Below are 19,227 nucleotides of genomic sequence, written 5' to 3'. Positions count from 1 at the left end.
GAGCTACAATGAAAAAGGTATTTATCCCTTTGGTTATCGTCGGCAGTATGCTGGCTAATTACCCTGCATTGGCGGTTAAAAACAGCGAGCCTCATAAAGTCGCTGGAAATAAAAACATTCAGGATCAAAAGAAATTAAAGGTAGTGGAAGATCTGTACGCCGGTTTCTTTAATAAGCATGATATCAGCGTGGCGCAGCGGCTGATAGTGGAAAACTACAAGCAACATAATCCGTTTGTGGGCGATGGCATTAAACCGTTCCTGGATTTCTTCAGCCAGAATTTTAAAGATAATCCACAGTTCAGCGCGAAAATATACCGCAGTGCAGTGAGCGGCGACCTGGTGTATGTCCACGTATTGTATAAAAACAATCCACAAGACCGCGGTACCGCCAGCGTGGATATTTATCGGGTGAACAATCAGGGCAAAATCACCGAACACTGGGACGTCAATCAGGAAGTGCCGGAGAAATCGGCCAACGACAACACCATGTTCTAACGCTACAGGGCCGCTCCGGCGGCCCTGTTACTCATCTGCGCCTATTCTCGACCTGTTTGAACTGCCTGCGTACCTGTAAGCAATTGAGCAGCACCAACACCGCCGTGACGGCAAACACCCAGCGGAACCCCATCAGCGCCGAAACCCCAGAACCAATCAACGGACCAACCACGTTGCCAAGATACATAAACGACTGGTTGTAACCGAAGATACGACCGGTGACCTGATCGGAAGAGTACTTCAACAACAGCGTTTGTACCGCAGGCATCAGGGCACCGTCGGCAAAGCCCAGCAGAAAACGCAGGATCCCCAACTGGAGCGGTGTTTCCACCCAGGCCATGATGGCGAACAGCAGGGTGGTTAGCCCCAGCGCCGCCAGCAGAATGCGTGCGGTGCCAATACGATCGCCCAGCCGGCCGAGGCGTGGTGCGGAAATCAACGCCGCCACCCCAGGCACGGCGGCAATCATGCCGCTAATAAAGGCGATATTACCGCTATCACCTGACAACTCTTTTATAAACAGCGTCAGTATCGGGCTGATGGAGGAGTTGGCAAGTTGGATCATCAGAGTGCTGATAAACAGCGTTACAATCAGCGCAGGATAGGGCAGCGACTGGAAAACGGCCTTGCCGCTCAATCGGTCGGCTTTTTTTACCTCGATACGCCGCTCTTTTATCAGGAACAAGGTAACCAAAAAGCTGACGAACATCAGCCCAGCGGTAACGTAAAACACCACGCGCAACCCCAAGTGGTCCGCCATCAGCCCGCCGAGCAGCGGGCCGGCGATCACTCCGGAAATTTGACCGGTGGACAAGGTGCCCAGCGCCCAACCGCTTTTATCACGCGGCACCTGCGAGGCAACCAGCGCCATTGCATTGGGGATATAGCCGGAGGTCAGGCCCATCAACGCACGCAGCGCAAACAGCTGATAAACGTTAGTGACCATACCCTGCAGTGCAATGACAATAGCCATGCCCAGCGAGGCGCGCAACAGCATCAGCTTGCGGCCTTTGCGGTCCGCCAGGCTGCCCCACAGCGGCGACACCAGTGCAGACACCAAAAAAGTGCCGCTGAACACCAGGCCCGACCAAATGCTGAGCGACTGGTGACCGCTGACGCCGAGCTGTTCGACGTACAGCGGCAGAAAAGGGAGGATTTGGCTCATTGCCAGCCCGGTGAAGAAACAGCCGAGCCAGACCGAAATCAGATTGAGTTTCCACGCTTCCATCAGCTTGTCGTACCACTTTGAATTAGGAGGGAATTATTGAGCAAGATAATAATAACACCGGTTACCAGGGTATGACGGATGAAATAAGTGAACAAAAGTAAAACCTGCCGGTTGGCGGATGGCTCTGTAACGGCAATATCCCGCGCTATGGCGCCGTAATGCTACTGTAAAATGATCACCGGTAACGCAAGATTGCCGGTTGCCATCGGCGATGCAGTCATGGTGCTATAGCAAGGAATCAGCATTGTTCAGGAGACGCGGGAAATGACGTTTACGCTGCGAGAGATGGGGGCGGCCGATGTTGCGCCAGCGCATCTACTGTCGCAAAAAATACTGTGGCCGCATCGGCTGGAAGATTGGCAGCAAGCGTGGTCATTGGGTGGCGGGGTGATCGCTGAAGTCGAGGGAGACGTGGTTGGCTGCGCCTTGCGCTGGCTATGGGGCGACCAACGGGCCACGCTAGGGTTGGTGATTGTTGCAGAGCAATGTCGTGGGCAAGGTATCGCCAGAGCCTTGTTGCAGCAGATGATAGCGCCTTTGCCCGACTATCAGCTTCATCTGGTAGCGACCGATCAAGGCAAACCGCTGTACCAAAAATTGGGGTTTATCGATCAGGGATTACTGGCGCAGCACCAATGCCGGGAGATGCCGGCAGGCCATACCGCACCTTTGCCAAAGGGGGCAAGGCTACGGCCGGCCTTGCCGCAGGATCTTGCCACCCTGGTTGAGCTGGATTTGGCCGCCAGTGGCCTCAGCCGCCAACCCCTGTTGGCCGCAATGTTGGCAAGTGCCGAACAGGCTTTGGTGCTGGAGCAGCAGGGGATTGCCGTCGGATTTGCCTTCCGCCGTCGTTTTGGTCACGGCAACATGATTGGCCCGGTGGTTGCGCCTGATCTAACGGGGGCCATTGCCATGGTTGACGCCTTATGCCTGCCTTGTCAGGGCGAGTTTGTGCGGGTGGATACTCCCCTGGCCAGCGGCCTCAGCCCTTGGTTGGCCGAGCGCGGTTTACCCTGCGTCGATACGCCGACCATTATGGTGCGCGGCGTGCCCCATAGACCGGATTGCGACGTTGCACTGACATTTTCACTGGTTTCGCAAGCCTGGTCATAAAATAGAAATTAAGGGTTCAGGGTGGTGCATCGCCCGATGCATTGCCCAAATGTTGTGCAATAGTTATCAACTGATGACTATGTTGTAACCGCAGGTTTTTGTCGTTCCTGCGCCGCCGTACGCCGTCGCGCGTGAAATTTCCCCTGCAATCCGCAATTGGCACAGGCCATGCATTGTCATCATCTCGCTTTGTTATCTGAGTAACAGAGTGGGGTTTGGTGACAACTTAACAACAGCGGGCGAACTATGGCAGAGCATCCAGATGTGATGGCACAAATAGAAGCGTCATTTGCGGTGCAAACCCCCACCGGGAAACGCATTGCCGGATATCTGCTGGCCAATTTGCCACAGGTGCCGTTTGAGACCGCCGACAGCATTGCTCGTAGCACCGCCACCAGCGGTATTTCGGTCGGGCGCTACCTGCGCAGCCTGGGTTACCGCAACCTTGAGGACTTAAAGCGCACCTTGCGCGAGCAGGGTACGGCTTTGCATCAACCCTGGGGCGTGACCGATCGCCTGGGGGCTTACCGCCGCCGGCGCGAACAGCCGCAACCCCAAAAATTACGTCAATCATTAACGCTGGAGCTGGAAGCGATCGAACACGTTTACCAATTGGCCGGCGGCGAAGCCTTTGCGCAGGTCAGCCGTCAGTTGGCGCAGGCGGAAGCGGTGTTTGTCGTGGGCATACAGTCGACGCGCGGCATTGCCAATGCCTTTTACAGCCATCTGGAATATCTGCGGCCCAAGGTCTATTACGCGGACGGGTTATCCGGCACCTATGTGGAGTCGCTAAATTCGGAATTCAGTGCGCCATACCTGGTGCTGACGGACACGCGCGCGTATTCGACCATCGCACAAAAATACTGCCAGGCGGCCTGTGCGCGTGGGCTGCGGCTGGCGCTGATTACCGATATTTACTGCCCCTGGGCTCGGGATTACCCGATCGACCTGCTGCAGGTAAAAACCGACACCGGTCAGTTTTGGGATTCGCTGGCCCCGCTCAGTTGCCTGTTCAACCTGCTGCTGTCTTCGGTGCTGGAACAGGGCGGTACAGTGGTCGAGCAACGGCTGGCAAGCAACCGAATGCTGCAAAAAGAGCTGGGGCAATTTGAATCTTAACCGTATGGGAAAACGCAATGAGTGACAATGTAACATTAACCGATCTGGCCGAGGCCTTTCCTGGTCTGCCGATTGAGTTGAAATATGCCGGCGCCGACAACCTGACGGGCCGGGCGATTTATCGCGAGAGCCGCTGCCTGCTGCATCCTGATGCGGTGCAGGGGCTGACGCGTTGCCTGCTGGCGGCGCGGCTGGCCGGTTTTTCCCTACTGGTGTTTGACGCTTATCGACCGCAGCAGGCGCAGGCGTTGCTGTGGCAAGCCTGTCCGGATCCGCAATATGTCACCAGCACCTTGACCGGATCGCATCATAGCCGGGGTGTCGCGATCGACGTGACGCTGTTGGACGCCGAGGGTATCGCTCTGGATATGGGCACCGGCTTTGATGAAATGAGCGAAAAATCACACCCGTTTTATCCCGATTTCCCTCCGGAGGTGCAGCGCAACCGGCTGCTGCTGAATGCGGTGATGGCCGCCGGAGGTTTTCGCGGGATCGCCAGCGAATGGTGGCACTTCGAGCTGCCCAACGCCGGGGATTATCCGCTGCTGGCCGATCGCTTCGGCTGTTTTTCTTACGACTAAAACAACACACATTCAACGCATCAGGAGCTTTGTTTATGAATCAGATCAAATACGCCGCTCTGGCGGCTGCAGTGACGTTGGGCATGACGGTAGCCGGGCCGGTACAGGCGGCGGTGCCCAAAGACATGCTGGTGATTGGCAAAGCGGCCGATCCGCAAACGCTGGATCCGGCGGTGACTATCGATAACAACGACTGGACGGTGACTTACCCGGCCTATCAGCGACTGGTGCAGTACAAGACCGAAAGCGGAAAAGGTTCGACCCAGGTGGAGGGTGAGCTGGCCGACAGCTGGACCAGTTCAGACGACCAACTGGTCTGGACCTTTAAGCTAAAACCCGGCAACAAGTTTGATGACGGTTCGGACGTGAACGCCGAGGCGGTCAAATGGTCGTTCGAGCGTCTGATGAAGATTGGTCAGGGGCCGTCAGAGGCCTTCCCGAAAGACCTGCAGGTCACGGTGGTGGATCCGCTGACGGTGCGTTTCACTCTGAAAACGCCGTTTGCGCCGTTCCTGTACACCTTGGCCAATGACGGTGCCGGCATCGTTAACCCGGCGATTGCCAAGGCGAATCCGGCGGACGAGGGCAAGGCCTGGCTGGCGAACCATAGCGCCGGCTCTGGGGCGTACAAACTGGATCGCTGGCAGAAAGGCCAGCAGTTGGTGCTGGTGCCTAACCCGCATTACAGCGGTGCCAAACCGGCGTTTAAACGCGTCACGGTGAAAATCATCGGCGAAAGCGCCACCCGCCGTCTGCAACTGACCCGAGGCGACCTGGATATTGCCGAATCGCTGCCGATTGACCAGCTCACGGCGCTGAAAAGTGAAAACAAGGTTGCGGTCAACGAGTACCCGTCGCTACGGGTGACCTATTTGTACCTTAATAACGGCAAAGCGCCGCTTAACCAGGTGGATCTGCGTCGCGCCATTTCTTACGCCGTGGATTATCAGGGCATGGTGAAGGGCATTCTCGGGGGCAACGGCAAACAGATGCGCGGCCCGATCCCGGAAGGCATGTGGGGCTATGACGCCAATGCCCAGCAGTACAGTCAGGATGCGGACAAGGCCAAGGCAGCACTGGCGGCGGTGAAAGACAAACCCGCTTCGCTGAACTTCCTGTATTCGATCAGTGACCCTAACTGGGAGGCGATTGCGCTGTCGGTGCAGGCGAGCCTGGCGACGGTCGGCCTCAACGTCAAACTGGAGAAGCTGGCTAACGCCACCATGCGGGATCGCATCGGTCAGGGCAATTACGATATCGCCATCGGCAACTGGAGCCCGGATTTCGCCGACCCCTATATGTTCATGAACTACTGGTTTGAATCCGACAAGAAAGGGCTGCCGGGCAACCGGTCGTTCTACAGCGATCCGCAGGTGGATGCCCTGTTGAAGAAAGCGGTATCGGTGTCCGATCAGCAGGTTCGCACCGCGGATTACCAGGCGGCGCAGAAAATCGTCATCGACCAGGCGGCCTACGTCTATCTGTTCCAGAAAAACTATCAGGTGGCGATGAACAAAGAGGTGAAGGGCTTTGTGTATAACCCGATGCTGGAGCAGGTGTTCAACGTTGGGCAGATGAGCAAGTAATTTTTTTCGGGCAGCCGTTTGGCTGCCCCTGCACCATGGGAAACCGCTATGAACGTTTGGAGCCTTATCCGTCAGCGCTGCTGGGGGTTGGTGCTGGTGATGTTCGGGGTGTGCGTGATCACCTTTACCATCTCGCACCTGATCCCCGGCGATCCGGCGCGCCTGCTGGCCGGTGACCGCGCCAGCGAGGAAATCGTCCAGCATATTCGCCAACAGCTGGGGCTGGACCAGCCGCTGTATGTGCAATTTGGCCGCTACGTGCTTGATTTGCTGCATGGCGATTTGGGGACATCCATTCGCACCGGGCGGCCGGTGCTGGAAGATCTGCGCGCCTTCTTTCCCGCCACGCTAGAGCTGGCTTTTTGCGCTTTACTGCTGGCGATCGCGTTTGGTGTCCCGCTTGGGGTGGTGTCGGCAGTGTATCGTAATAAATGGCCCGATCATCTGGTGCGGCTGTTGTCGGTGACCGGCATCTCCACCCCGGCGTTCTGGCTGGGGTTGGGGGTGATTATCCTGTTCTACGGGCAACTGAATCTATTGCCCGGCGGCGGCAGACTGGACGACTGGCTGGATCCTCCCACCCACATCACCGGGTTTTACCTGCTGGACTCCTTGCTGACCGGCAACGGCGAGGCGTTCTGGAACAGCCTGCAACACCTGATCCTGCCGGCGCTGACGTTAGCCTTTGTTCATCTTGGGGTAGTGGCGCGCCAAATCCGCTCGGCGATGCTTGAACAATTGGGGGAAGACTATATCCGCACGGCCCGTGCCAACGGCCTTTCGCACTGGCGAGTGGTGCTTGGGCATGCGTTGCCCAACGCGTTGATCCCCTCGGTGACGGTGTTGGGGCTGGCTTTGGGGGACTTACTCTATGGCGCGGTGCTGACCGAAACGGTCTTCGCCTGGCCGGGCATGGGCGCTTACGTGGTGGATTCCATTCAGGCGCTGGACTTTCCGGCGGTGATGGGGTTTGCCGTGGTGGTCTCTTTTGCCTACGTGATGGTTAATTTGATCGTCGATCTGCTCTACCTGTGGATCGACCCAAGAATGGGGCGCGAGGGATAATGACAATGACTCAAATCGAACAACCACCGATCGCGGAACCCGTATTGCGCTATCTTAGCCTGCGCCGCGCCTGGTACCGGGTTCGGCGGAGTCCGCTGACGCTGCTGGGTGCCGCCATCATGATAGCCGTGCTGTTCCTGATGCTGTTCTCGCCGTGGCTGGTGCCGCATAACCCGGACGCCATTGACCTAACCGCGCGCTTACTGCCGCCTTCGCCCGAGCACTTGTTCGGTACCGACGAAGTGGGCAGGGACCTGTTCAGCCGAGTCCTGGTTGGCAGCCGTCAATCGGTGGCCGCCGGGCTGGCGGTGGTGGTTTTAGCGGGGAGCATTGGCTCGCTGCTCGGCTGTTTCTCCGGCGTGATGGGCGGTACGGTTGATGCGTTAATTATGCGCTGCATGGATATCATGCTGTCGGTGCCGTCGCTGGTGCTGACCATGGCGCTGGCGGCGGCGTTGGGCCCCAGTTTGTTCAACGCCATGTTGGCGATTGCCGTAGTGCGCATTCCTTTCTACGTGCGGCTGGCGCGCGGCCAAACGTTAACGCTGCGTCATCAGGCGTATATGCAAGCGGCGCGCACCTTTGGCGCTTCGCGCTGGCATCTGATTGGCTGGCACGTGCTGCGCAATGTGATGCCGCCGTTGGTGGTGCAGGCGTCGCTGGATATCGGTACCGCAATCCTGATGGCGGCTACGCTGGGCTTCATCGGCCTGGGTGCCCAGCAACCGACCGCCGAATGGGGCGCTATGGTGGCCAATGGACGCAACTATGTGCTCGACCAATGGTGGTATTCGGCCTTTCCCGGCACGGCGATCCTGATCACCGCCACCGGTTTCAACCTGTTCGGCGACGGTCTGCGCGACCTGCTGGATCCTAAAACCCGGGGGCGCTGATGAGTGAAACCACCGTTTTATCAATCGATGAATTGCAGCTGGAGTTTCCGGTTTACGGCGGCAGCGTCAAGGCGCTCAATCGCGTTTCGTTGCAGGTCAAGGCGGGTGAAATCGTCGGCGTGGTGGGCGAGTCCGGCTCCGGCAAGTCGGTCACTGCGATGATGACGTTACGGCTGCTGGCGGAAGAGGGTTACCGCGTGACCGGCGGTTCGCTGGAGATGCTGGGCACCGACGTGCTTAACGCCAGCGAGCGGCAAATGCGCCAGTTGCGCGGTGCGCGGGTGTCGATGATTTTTCAGGAACCCATGAGTGCGCTTAATCCAACGCGCAAGATCGGCCGCCAGATGTGCGAGGTGATCCGCCTGCACCAGCGACTTTCCGCCTCGGCGGCTCGCGACAAGGCGATTCAGCTGTTACAGGAAATGCAGATTGCCGATGCACCGCGGGTGATGGAGCGATATCCGTTTGAGTTGTCCGGCGGTATGCGCCAACGGGTGCTGATTGCCATGGCATTTTCCTGCGAACCGGAACTGATCATCGCCGACGAACCCACCACTGCGCTGGACGTCACGGTCCAGCGTCAGGTGTTGCGTTTGCTACAGCAGAAGGCGCGAGCCAGCGGCACGGCGGTGCTATTTATCACTCACGATATGGCTGTGGTGTCGCAACTTTGCGACCGGGTGTATGTGATGTACGCAGGACACGTGATTGAGAGTGGCGCAACCGCCAATGTGATTGAGCATCCCAGTCATCCGTACTCCATTGGGTTATTGCTGGCGGCGCCGGAGCGTGCCGAACCGCGCAGCCTGCTGCAGGCTATCCCCGGTACGGTGCCCAACCTGAGCGCGTTACCGCCAGGCTGCGCTTTCAGCAACCGTTGCCGCCATGCTGACGCTCAGTGTCGGCATACGCCAAGACTTACGCCATTGGTGGCAGAGCCGAGCCAAAGGGTAGCCTGTTGGCATCCGCAGTCTGTCGATTTGGAGATGCAAAATGAACGTTGAGGCACTGCTGGAACTGCGCGACGTGCGATTACGTTTCCCCGCCAGCTATAACTGGCGCGGCAAGCCGCGAGAGTATGTTCATGCGCTCAATGGGTTGGATCTGAACATTATGCGCGGCGAAACCTTGGGCATCGTTGGCGAGTCCGGCTGCGGCAAAAGCACCCTGGCGCAGTTGCTGATGGGGTTGTTGAAGCCCAGCAGCGGCGAGCTGCTGCGGGCGCGCAATGCCGGCTCCTGGTTTGGCAGCGGCATGCAAATGGTGTTTCAGGATCCGCAGTCATCGCTCGATCCGCGCCTGCCGGTATGGCGAATTATCACCGAGCCGGTGTACGTGCAGCAACACAACAGCGTGGCGGAACGACGGGCGCAGGCGGCGGAGTTGGCTCAGCAGGTGGGACTGCGGCCGGAGGCGATTGACCGGTTGCCGCACGAGTTTTCCGGCGGACAGCGACAGCGTATTTCCATTGCACGCGCACTGTCGTCACAGCCGGACATCATCGTGCTGGACGAACCTACTTCGGCGCTGGATATTTCGGTGCAGGCGCAGATCCTCAATTTACTGGTGGAACTGCAACGCCAGCGCAACCTGACTTATGTGCTGATCTCGCATAACGTCTCGGTGATCCAGCACATGAGCGATCGGGTAGCGGTGATGTATCTGGGGCAGATTGTCGAATTGGGGCCGACCGCGCAGGTGTTGCGCCAGCCGCAGCACCCTTACACCCGGTTGCTGCTGGATTCGGTGCCCCGTACCGGCCGTTCACTGAGCGACAGCACAATTGAAGACCGCAAAGGGGAATTACCGGGCAACCGGCAGTTGCCGCAGGGCTGCTTTTTTCGCGAACGTTGCCCTTACGCCGGCGAGGGGTGCCAGCGACCGCAAAGTTTGAGAGTCAACTTGGGCGGCACGGCGGTGCGTTGCCATAAGGTAGGATGACGGCGATACGCTCAGCGGATAATGCCGCGCGTCGAGCGTGTGAAGAAGTCGAGGAACAGGCGTAGCAATGGGTATTCCACGCTCAGGTGGATAACCTCTTGCCGTAAATCCTCCAACGCCATCGACCGGTGATACAGCATATCGTAGAGAGCGTGAATAACTCGCTGTTGTTGCGGATCGGCGGCCAGAAAAGCCAGCGCTGCCAGATGCAGGCCGTCAGGTTTGGCGCGATGGCCGCCGGCCTGAACAAAGGGCGGCAGATCCTGCACCAGCAGGGCACCGTCGGCAACTTTTGCATGGGCACCGATAATGCAAAATTGGTGTACCGCGCACCGGGCGCCGACCCATGCAGCATCGCCCATCTCAACATGCCCGGCCAGGCCGCTGTGCTCGCCGACGTAAGCACCGTTTCCGATGACGCAGTCGTGGGCAACATGCACATTATCTCGCAGGTGATTGTCGTTACCGATGACGGTGCGCTGGCGCCCCTGTACTGTACCGCGATGTAGGGTGGCGTAATGGCCTATACGGTTACGATCGCCAATGATTAACGAGGTCGGTTCATCGGCATACTTCAAATCCTGGCCGGCTTCGCCGATCGAAGAAAACGAGCCGAAAACGTTGTCGCGGCCGATACGGGTCAGGCCGTTAATTACCGAGTGCGAGGCAACAGTGGTGCCTTCGCCTATCTCAACCCCGGCGGAGATGACGCAAAAAGGCCCGATACGCACGTGCGCACCGATCATCGCGCCGGGCGCGATCAGGCTGTTGTCTGCAATAAGGGCAGAGGGAGAAATCATCACGTTTCCTGATGGCGGCGCGTGGCTATCCATCAGCCAGGCCAGTCATCGGTTAATTATTAAGCCGGATTCTGGATTAATTGGGGGAAACAGGAACGCGTGGGCAGGAAGTTTGCCTTCCGGTCGGTGTGACAAGGTTTGTCTGCGGCCAGCATAAGCCGGTATTTGCCTCAGACCGCTACCTTATATTTTATTTATTTTGTGAACCTTTGGGTAATAACGGGATGTTACCACCGGCGATTTCAACCCTTTGCTCTGCAGGGCTGAAAATGGTCAGGCTGACAACGGTCAATTCCGTCGCCAGCGAATGCCATAACTCAGGGCAGTGGCCAATCGGTAGGGGTGTTACTGACGACCTCGACATACATGTCCCAGGCGTGGGACCAGAATTGCGTAAAGCCTTCCTGACTGAAGCTAATGCCCATCAGGCCCATCACGAACCAGCAGGTGGTGAACAACCCGAGGCTGCTGAACATAAATGCCATGCCGTTGCGGCTGGTCTTACGGCAAACGACGTTTAGCTGGCTGGCCATAAACATCATAACGGCGCTAAGCAACTCCCAGCGCATCATAATAAAACCTGTGGCAATGGCACTCATCGAACGGGATCCTTGGTGATAAAGCTGCTCCCGGCGAGCGGCCGGAAGGTCAGGGCAATGGGTGAAATAGTGTGATCTGTGTCACATTGTAGCACTGGGATAAATCGCTGCTCAATCCCTGAGCGGGAGAAAAATCGGCATTTGGTAACATTCCAACATGCTGAAACATTTATGCCATTTCATTAGCAACCTTTTAATGGGGAGCGCAAACCAATAACGCTATGCTTGCCGACTTTTCACTGCCCTGATTTATCTTGGGAAAATGTGACGTCTGACAGGTAACTCGCCACGTATGGCCCTATTAAAAGATAAAATTCGCGACCATTCCGCCGAAGAAATGTTGTTTATACGCCGCGCCGGCGTGGCAATGGTGTTGGTTGTCGCCTGTTTTGGCGTGTTGATCCTCAACCTGTACCGCCTGCAGGTAAAACAGCATGCGTTCTACCAGACGCGATCCAATCAAAACGACATCAAGATGGTGCCGATTGCCCCCAGTCGCGGGCTGATTTTCGACCGCAACGGCATTCCGCTGGTGCGTAACATTACGCTGTATCAGATCCAGATTATCCCCAGCAAAATCGACAATATGACTGCGCTGCTGCAGGCGCTGACGCCGATTGTCGATCTGACCCCCGAAGACATCGCCGCTTTTCGCGATGACATGCACCACAATGGCCGCTACAAGCCGGTTACCTTGAAAAGCGGGCTGACGGAAACCGAGGTGGCGCGCTTCGCGGTCAATCAATACCGTTTTGACGGGGTGACGATTGACACCTATCAGCAGCGGGAATATCCCTACGGTGCCGAACTGGCCCACGTGGTGGGTTACGTGTCTAAAATCAACGATGGCGATTTGAAGCGGCTGGACAAGGCGGGCCTCAGCGAGAACTATGCCGCCGACCACAATATCGGCAAGCAGGGCATCGAGGCTTATTATGAGTCAGAGTTGCATGGCACCACCGGTTATCAGGAAGTCGAAGTGGATAACCACGGTCGCGTGATACGCCTGCTGAAAGAACAACCGCCACAGGCGGGCAAAAACATTTACCTGACGCTCGATCTGCCGCTGCAGCAATATATCGAATCAGTGCTTAAAGGGCAGCGGGCGGCAGTGGTGGTGGAAGACCCGCGCGACGGTGGCATTTTGGCCATGGTCTCCAGCCCCAGTTACGATCCCAACCCTTTTGTGAAAGGCATCAGCTATCCCGCGTATAAAGCTCTGCTGAGCAACCCCGATCTGCCGCTGATTAACCGCGTCACGCAAGGGCTCTACCCACCGGCATCCACGGTGAAGCCTTACATGGCCACGTCCGCGCTGTTTGCCGGAGTGATCACCCCCAACACCACCTTCTTTGGCGCGCCGACCTGGACCTTACCGGGTACCCAGCGCCGTTATCGTGACTGGCTTAAAACCGGGCATGGCATGCTGAACGTGACCAAGGCGATAGAGGAGTCCGCCGATACCTTCTTTTATCAGGTGGCGTTTGAAATGGGCATTGACCGTATTCACAGCTGGCTAAGCCAGTTTGGTTACGGTCAGGCGACCGGGATTGACCTTAACGAAGAGTATCGCGGCGTGCTGCCAAGCCGCGAATGGAAACAGCGGGTGCATAAAAAAGCCTGGTATCAGGGGGACACCATCTCGGTAGGCATCGGCCAGGGATATTGGGTGGCTACGCCGATCCAGATGGTGAAGGCGTTAACGACGCTGATCAACAACGGCAAGGTGAAAGCGCCCCATTTGTTGTACTCCATGCGGCAGGGCAACCTGGTGAGTCGCTACCAGCCACCGGTAGAGAGTGCACAGATTGGTGATGCCAAATCGCCGTACTGGGGCATCGTTCGCAATGGCATGTACGGCATGGCCAATCTGCCAAACGGCACCGGTTATAAGCTGTTCCATACTGCGCCGTATCAGATTGCCGCCAAGTCCGGGACTTCACAAGTGTTTGGTCTGAAAGAGAATCAGACTTATAACGCCAAAATGATCCCGGTACGGCTGCGCGACCATATTTTCTATACGTTGTTCGCGCCTTATAAAAATCCGCGGGTGGCGATGGCATTAATTCTGGAAAACGGCGGCGGTGACGGTGTGGTCGCGGGGCCGACGGCCCGGGCGATCCTCGACCATATTTTTGACCCGGCCAACGCCCCGCAGCCTGAGGTTAACCAGAAAGTTAAACCGGAGTTAAACGACAGCGCGGATGTGCAACAGTAAACGCGTTTGTTTTTACTTTCTTACAAACTGCAATCTTCTAACTATTTCTGTCAGGGTAGACTGAAATAATCACATAACTTTAATAAAAACGCAGGGTTAACAGTGGCGCCATTAACAAAAAAAAGCGGTAAAAATTATTCGACCCTTCGCTTTGGCTGGATTTGCGGCGGGATCCTGGTTTGCTTTTTCCTGCTGGCCTTTCGGGTCGGCTATTTGCAGTTGCTGGAGCATCAGCAGTTGGCGGATCAGGCCGATCAGCGTTCGATTCGCACCCAGGTGCTGCCCACCAACCGGGGGATGATCACCGACCGTAACGGCGAGGCCTTGGCCGTCAGCGTGTCATCGAAAGATATTGTGTTGGATCCCAAGCATATTCTCGACACCCATACCGATATCGGCAATGAACGCTGGCAGAGCCTGGCCAACGTGCTGAAAATGCCGCTACCCGAGGTGCAAAAGCTGATCCAGGCTAATGCCCACAAGCGTTTTGTCTATCTGGCGCGCAAAGTCGAAGATGATAATGCCGATTACATCAGCAAGCTGCGTTTAACCGGCGTCAGTACCCTGCAGGACTTCAGCCGTTTCTACCCGATGAGCCAGGATGCCGCCGGGCTGATCGGCATTGTCGGGCAGGACAATCAGGGTCTTGAAGGTATCGAGCTGGGCTTTAACCACCTGCTGCAAGGCAAGAACGGCCTGCGGGTTTACCAGAAGGACGGCAGCGGGGCGGTGATTGGCGTGATCAAGAACGTCGATCCTGTGCCGCCGCCGAATGTCACGCTGAGTATTGATAAATTCATCCAGTACGTGCTGTACGCGCAAATTCGCGACGGCGTGGTGGCAAACCAGGCCGATTCCGGCTGTGCGGTGCTGGTAAAAGTGAATACCGGTGAAGTGCTGGGGATGGCCAGCTACCCGTCATTCAACCCGAACAACTACGCCAATACCCCGGCCAAAGATATCCGCAACGTGTGCAGTAGCGACAGTTTCGAACCGGGTTCTACCGTGAAGCCGGTGGTGGTGATGGTCGGGCTGGAACACCGGTTGATTAAGCCGGATACCGTACTGGACACCACGCCTTACCGGGTCAATGGTCATTTGATCAAGGACGTAGGCCACTGGTCGAAATTGACCATTACCGGCGTGCTGCAAAAATCCAGCGACATCGCCGTTTCACATATTGCGCTGGCGCTGCCCGCCACCGTACTGCCTGCGGTTTACAAGAGCTTTGGCTTGGGCAGACCGACCGACCTGGGCATCGGCAACGAAAGCAGCGGTTATTTGCCGCAGCACCGCGAACGCTGGGCTGACATCGAACGCGCAACCTTCTCGTTTGGTTATGGTTTGCGTGTGACCCCGTTACAGATGGCGCGTGAATACGCGGCTATCGGTTCCTATGGCGTTTATCGGCCATTGTCGATCACCCGAGTGACGCCACCGGTGATGGGGCAGCGCATTCTGCCGGAAGATACGGTAAAAACCGTGGTGCATATGATGGAAAGCGATGCCTTACCGGGGGGCAGCGGGGTCAGCGCTGCGGTACCAGGTTACCGTTTGGCGATTAAAACCGGTACCGCAGAGAAAATGGGCACCAACGGCAAATACGACGGTGGTTACATTAACTACACCGCCGGCGTGGCGCCCGCCAGCGATCCGCAGGTGGCGCTGGTGGTGATGGTCAACAACCCGAAAGCCGGCAAGCACTTCGGTGGTTCGGTGGCTGGCCCGGTGTTCGGCAAGATCATGGCGCAGGTATTGGAACATATGAATATCTTGCCTGATGCCCAGCCGTTGAACGTCGTTTCGCAGGTTAAAGGCTAACCTGATGTTCCCCCTCTGTGGAGGGGGAACCAGTCACTTTTTCAACGTCGCAAGGTGGGCCTGTGCCCATTCGACATCACGAGTGAAGTTAAGATAAATCTGGCGGTTTTATTAAAAAGGGGAATATTTTTTAAGCGTCGATACTTTGTCTGGGCGGGAATATTTATAGATAAGACAATCTGATTAATTCTATAAAATAAAAAGAATCTGATGCACCAATGCGTGGCGATTAAAATAAATTCTGCCGGGTATTTTGAATTGAAAACAACCCGGCCTAAAAATATTAACGGCTGGTTTGGTGGCCGATGATACCGCCCAGCGCTGCGCCGCCCAAGGTACCCAGCGTACTGCCGTCGGTCAATACTGCGCCACCCAGGGCGCCAACGCCGGCACCGATAGCGGTGTTGCGATCGCGGTGAGACATATTCCCACATGCGGTGACAGAAAGTGTTGCCATGATGATAACCATCACGCCTGCGGCACGTTTAAGGTTCATAAGAGTTTCCTGATAAATTGCCTAATTAACAGACAAAGAAAGCACTGATTAATCGGCCGGTAGAAGTTGAGATGAATGTATTCTGCCGAAAGAAAATAGAACAGGTAAATATTCTTAATTTTGTGCCATCGGATTTTATTTAATCGCCATTTTACTTTGGGGTGATGATTAAATCGCCAGCCTGTTATCTCTTGGGGCAGGTTGGATAATCCTTAAAACGCGTTAAAAATCCTAAGGCTGAGGGTTATGGGCTATGACGCGTTCCGGCCTGCATTGGCGTACGGATACCGCTGGGTGTTGGCGCCACTGCTTCTGGTGCTGGTTGTCCCTGACAGAGAGCATTTTTTTGCATTGCGGTAATGCAACTGTGTAAGTTACATTAGCGATATTGAGTTGTGATCTGCATCACAGATTGAAATCAAGCAAAAATAACCTTAAGAAATTCCAGGGAAATTTTCCTTTCTGGGCAGGCTTTTTGCTGCTTAAAAACCAGGAGACAACGATGTTAGAAATGCTAGAGAGTTTGGCCACCGTGGTGATCATGGTGCCGGTAATGATTGCCTTGTTGCTTGGCTCGATTTATGGCTTGGGTGAACTGTTTAATCTGTTTTCTGCCGTGGGCGGGAAAAAGAGCTGACGCTGAAATAATGTTCGAGGGGCGCAATGCCCCCCGATGCAGGCTTAAAGTACCGTTGCCAGGAAATCCCGCGTTCTTTGATGTACCGGTTCATCCAGCACCTGTTTTGCCGTCCCCGTTTCTACCACTTTTCCTTGATCCATAAAGATGATTTGGTCCGCCACTTCGCGGGCAAAACCGATTTCATGCGTCACCACCACCATGGTCATGCCAGAGTGCGCCAGGCCTTTCATCACCTGCAGCACTTCGCCAACCAATTCGGGATCGAGCGCAGAAGTGGGCTCATCGAACAGTAGCACCTCTGGCGTCATCGCCAGGGCGCGGGCGATCGCCACTCGCTGTTGCTGTCCACCAGAAAGCTCGCGTGGCCAGGCGTGAATGCGATGTTCCAGCCCGACGCGGGCCAGCAGCGCTTTTGCCCGTTCCACCACCAGGCTTTTCTTTTCCTTTTTGACCAGCAGCGGGGCTTCAGTAACGTTCTCCAGCACTGTGCGGTGCGGGAATAAATTGAACTGTTGGAACACCATACCGATGCTTTTACGCTGTTCGGCCACTTCGCGTTCCTTCAGTTCATACAGCTGGTTGCCTTTTTGGCGGTACCCGATGAGTTGCTCGCCCACCCGAATGGTTCCGCCGTCGAGTTTTTCCAGGTGATTGATGCAGCGCAGCAAGGTCGACTTCCCCGAACCGGAAGGGCCGAGGATCACCGTTACCGAGCCTGCCGGGATCTGCAGGCTGATATTTTTCAACACTTCGGTGCCGGAAAATGACTTGCGCACCTGGTTGATCTGAATGGCGGCGCTCATGATTGTGTCTCCTGTGGCGGACTGGATGCGGCTTTGCGGGGACGGAACAGCCAGTTGCTGCGCACCGCCTGGCTACCTCGACCAAAATAGCGCTCAACATAGTACTGGCCGATCGACAAAATCGAGGTCATCACCAGATACCACAACGTGGCAACCAACAGCAGCGGGATCACCTCATAGGTGCGCTGATAGATGATCTGCGCCGAATAGAGCACGTCCTGCAGGGCAATCACCGACACCACCGCAGTGGTTTTAAGCTGCCCGATCACCTCATTGCCGGCAGGGGGCAAAATGGTGCGCATGGCCTGCGGTAAAACTACGCGCCACAGGATTTGTCCACGGCGATACCCCAAGGCCTTGGCGGCCTCCAGCTGGCCACTGCCGACGCTTTGGATACCGGCGCGCACAATCTCCGCCGCATAAGCCGACTGATGCATCACCAGGGCGATCACCGCCGCGCTGAAGGTACTGATGATGGTGTTGGTCGGAGCGCTGGCCACTTCACCCAGGAAGGGGATCCACAGACTGATGCGCGGGTAGAGTGCGGCGATGTTGTACCACAGGAAAAGCTGCACCAGCATCGGCACCGCGCGGAAGAACCAGGTATAAAACCAGCTCACCGCCACCAGCACCGGGTTGGCCGACAGACGCATCAACGCCAGCAGCACGCCCCCGGCGAAGCCGAAGATCACCGAAATCACGGTGAGCTTCAGCGTCATGATCACGCCATTGATAATCGACGCTTCGGTAAAGTTTTCCGCCACCACCGCCCATTCGAAGCGAGGGTTATGCAGCATCGAATTGGCGATAATGCCGACGATCAGCAGCACCAACAGGGCGCTGAACCAGCGCCCATAATGCCGATGACCGACGATGCGCAGTTCGGCATCACCGGTCGCTTGTGGCCCATTCATTTTGCAATCTCTTCATTGATGCCAGCGGTTTTCACCGCGCCGAAGCCGATATCCCAACCGTCGAGGATTTTCTGGTAGCTGCCGTCGGCAATCAGCGAGTTAAGCGCCGCCTGCACCGGTTTCACCAGGTCGGAACCTTTCGGCAAGGCGAGGGCGACCGTGGTGCCTTCAATGTTGATGTCGCCTGCCAGCGCCAGCGGTTTAACGTGGGTAGCCTGATAACGCAGGCCTTCATACGGACCAAAGAACATCGGCACGCGTCCGCTGATTACGGCCTGAACACCGGCCGGACGGTCGGGGAAAATCGGAATGGTGATCGCCGGTTTTCCGCCGCTGACGCAGCTGTCGCTGGCCTGCTGCAAGCGGGTAATTTGTGAAGTGCCCGCCCCGGCGCCGACGGTTTGTCCACAAAGCTGCGCCAGCTCGGTGTAAGGGCCGAGGGCGGCATCTTTACGGGCGATCAGCGCCAGCTTGGACGCGTTGTAATAGCCGACAAAATCGACCTGTTGGAAGCGCTTCTTGTTTGCGTCGATATTGGCCAGGGCAACGTCATAACGGCCGGATTTAAGGCCGGGGATGATATTGTCGAAGCCGCCGGTATCCTTCCAGTGGATTGCCACGCCGAGGCGATCGGCGATGGCGCTCATCACGTCGATTTCACGCCCGGCCAGCGTTTTGTTGTCGGCTTCATAGAAGGTGGTCGGGGGCGTATTGGGGTTGGTGCCCGCCACGATGTAACCGGCTTTTTTTATTGCTTCCGGCAGGCTGTCGTGCAGTGCGGGATCGGCGCTGGCTTTTACCGCGGCGCGGAAGGGCACATCGCCTTCAGCGGCATAACCAACGGCCAGCGGAGCCAAGGTAGCGCCGGCCAGCAGCAGGGAGAGTACGGTGCGTTTGAGGTTGGTTTTCATCA

The 19,227-nt window shown here is 56.6% G+C and carries 19 protein-coding genes; 12 read left to right on the top strand and 7 right to left on the bottom strand.

The genetic code is table 11. The features are described 5' to 3' along the window. Positions 1 to 8 precede the first annotated feature (8 nt). Positions 9 to 497, top strand: coding sequence for an ester cyclase (locus NR114_RS06045; RefSeq protein WP_020826819.1), 489 nt, complete (start codon positions 9 to 11; stop codon positions 495 to 497). Between the two features lie 31 nt (positions 498 to 528). Here NR114_RS06045 and NR114_RS06040 read toward each other — a convergent pair whose 3' ends face one another. Then, entirely contained in the window at positions 529 to 1,725 is a 1,197-nt protein-coding gene (locus NR114_RS06040) for a multidrug efflux MFS transporter (RefSeq protein ID WP_234530240.1), read from the bottom strand. A 264-nt stretch (positions 1,726 to 1,989) separates the two neighbouring features. Here NR114_RS06040 and NR114_RS06035 point away from each other — a divergent pair, with 264 nt between their 5' ends. From NR114_RS06035 to NR114_RS06000, 8 genes are all read left to right on the top strand, one after another. After that, positions 1,990 to 2,838: a GNAT family N-acetyltransferase gene (locus NR114_RS06035; protein ID WP_234530242.1), complete on the top strand. Its 849-nt coding sequence runs from the start codon at positions 1,990 to 1,992 to the stop codon at positions 2,836 to 2,838. A gap of 246 nt (positions 2,839 to 3,084) precedes the next feature. Continuing rightward, positions 3,085 to 3,957 carry a MurR/RpiR family transcriptional regulator gene (locus NR114_RS06030; protein ID WP_130015714.1) on the top strand — a complete coding sequence of 291 codons (873 nt, stop codon included), beginning with the start codon at positions 3,085 to 3,087 and terminating at the stop codon, positions 3,955 to 3,957. A 17-nt stretch (positions 3,958 to 3,974) separates the two neighbouring features. Continuing rightward, positions 3,975 to 4,538 carry a D-alanyl-D-alanine dipeptidase gene (gene ddpX / locus NR114_RS06025; RefSeq protein WP_046373595.1) on the top strand — a complete coding sequence of 188 codons (564 nt, stop codon included), beginning with the start codon at positions 3,975 to 3,977 and terminating at the stop codon, positions 4,536 to 4,538. A 35-nt stretch (positions 4,539 to 4,573) separates the two neighbouring features. Continuing rightward, positions 4,574 to 6,124, top strand: a complete 1,551-nt coding sequence (locus NR114_RS06020) for an ABC transporter substrate-binding protein (protein WP_234530244.1) — start codon at positions 4,574 to 4,576, stop codon at positions 6,122 to 6,124. 48 nt (positions 6,125 to 6,172) lie between these two features. Further along, positions 6,173 to 7,189 (top strand): ABC transporter permease, encoded by a 1,017-nt coding sequence (locus NR114_RS06015; protein WP_044550981.1) that lies wholly within the window; start codon positions 6,173 to 6,175, stop codon positions 7,187 to 7,189. Positions 7,190 to 7,194: 5 nt separating this feature from the next. After that, entirely contained in the window at positions 7,195 to 8,082 is an 888-nt protein-coding gene (gene ddpC, locus NR114_RS06010) for a D,D-dipeptide ABC transporter permease (protein WP_234530247.1), read from the top strand. After that, positions 8,082 to 9,086, top strand: coding sequence for an ABC transporter ATP-binding protein (locus tag NR114_RS06005; RefSeq protein ID WP_234530249.1), 1,005 nt, complete (start codon positions 8,082 to 8,084; stop codon positions 9,084 to 9,086). The genes ddpC and NR114_RS06005 overlap by 1 nt, the downstream gene beginning before the upstream one ends. After that, positions 9,076 to 10,023: an ABC transporter ATP-binding protein gene (locus tag NR114_RS06000; RefSeq protein WP_048759009.1), complete on the top strand. Its 948-nt coding sequence runs from the start codon at positions 9,076 to 9,078 to the stop codon at positions 10,021 to 10,023. Before NR114_RS06005 ends, NR114_RS06000 begins: the two co-directional genes overlap by 11 nt. Positions 10,024 to 10,034: 11 nt before the next feature. Here the strand turns inward: NR114_RS06000 and lpxA are convergent, their stop codons facing one another. After that, a complete protein-coding gene (gene lpxA / locus NR114_RS05995) occupies positions 10,035 to 10,823 on the bottom strand; it encodes an acyl-ACP--UDP-N-acetylglucosamine O-acyltransferase (protein ID WP_197820869.1) in 789 nt (262 codons plus the stop codon). 317 nt (positions 10,824 to 11,140) lie between these two features. Continuing rightward, positions 11,141 to 11,422 (bottom strand): YjcB family protein, encoded by a 282-nt coding sequence (locus tag NR114_RS05990; RefSeq protein ID WP_020826830.1) that lies wholly within the window; start codon positions 11,420 to 11,422, stop codon positions 11,141 to 11,143. Positions 11,423 to 11,714: 292 nt separating this feature from the next. Between NR114_RS05990 and mrdA the strand changes: the two genes are divergently transcribed. Both mrdA and NR114_RS05980 read left to right on the top strand, forming a co-directional pair. Then, positions 11,715 to 13,640: a penicillin-binding protein 2 gene (gene mrdA, locus NR114_RS05985; RefSeq protein ID WP_165801829.1), complete on the top strand. Its 1,926-nt coding sequence runs from the start codon at positions 11,715 to 11,717 to the stop codon at positions 13,638 to 13,640. A gap of 102 nt (positions 13,641 to 13,742) precedes the next feature. Next, positions 13,743 to 15,461, top strand: a complete 1,719-nt coding sequence (locus NR114_RS05980) for a penicillin-binding transpeptidase domain-containing protein (RefSeq protein WP_115058856.1) — start codon at positions 13,743 to 13,745, stop codon at positions 15,459 to 15,461. A gap of 283 nt (positions 15,462 to 15,744) precedes the next feature. Here the strand turns inward: NR114_RS05980 and osmB are convergent, their stop codons facing one another. After that, the gene (gene osmB, locus NR114_RS05975; protein WP_020826833.1) at positions 15,745 to 15,957 is read right to left on the bottom strand and encodes an osmotically-inducible lipoprotein OsmB; all 213 of its coding nucleotides are present in this window, start codon (positions 15,955 to 15,957) and stop codon (positions 15,745 to 15,747) included. 502 nt (positions 15,958 to 16,459) lie between these two features. Between osmB and NR114_RS05970 the strand changes: the two genes are divergently transcribed. Then, complete coding sequence (locus NR114_RS05970; protein ID WP_044550993.1) at positions 16,460 to 16,594, top strand: AcrZ family multidrug efflux pump-associated protein; 135 nt, start codon at positions 16,460 to 16,462, stop codon at positions 16,592 to 16,594. A gap of 44 nt (positions 16,595 to 16,638) precedes the next feature. Here NR114_RS05970 and NR114_RS05965 read toward each other — a convergent pair whose 3' ends face one another. From NR114_RS05965 to NR114_RS05955, 3 genes are read right to left on the bottom strand one after another with little or no spacing between them, the layout of a single operon-like run. After that, a complete protein-coding gene (locus NR114_RS05965; RefSeq protein WP_020826835.1) occupies positions 16,639 to 17,400 on the bottom strand; it encodes an amino acid ABC transporter ATP-binding protein in 762 nt (253 codons plus the stop codon). Further along, positions 17,397 to 18,314, bottom strand: coding sequence for an amino acid ABC transporter permease (locus NR114_RS05960; protein WP_048759000.1), 918 nt, complete (start codon positions 18,312 to 18,314; stop codon positions 17,397 to 17,399). Before NR114_RS05960 ends, NR114_RS05965 begins: the two co-directional genes overlap by 4 nt. Beyond that, the gene (locus NR114_RS05955; RefSeq protein ID WP_234530251.1) at positions 18,311 to 19,225 is read right to left on the bottom strand and encodes an ABC transporter substrate-binding protein; all 915 of its coding nucleotides are present in this window, start codon (positions 19,223 to 19,225) and stop codon (positions 18,311 to 18,313) included. The genes NR114_RS05960 and NR114_RS05955 overlap by 4 nt, the downstream gene beginning before the upstream one ends. Positions 19,226 to 19,227 lie beyond the last annotated feature (2 nt).

Source organism: Serratia sp. Ser99 (assembly GCF_024519545.1).
In the GTDB taxonomy this organism is placed as follows: domain Bacteria; phylum Pseudomonadota; class Gammaproteobacteria; order Enterobacterales; family Enterobacteriaceae; genus Serratia; species Serratia liquefaciens.
The sequence above is the reverse complement of the archived record's forward strand: the minus strand, read 5'-3'. Positions and strand labels throughout refer to the sequence as shown.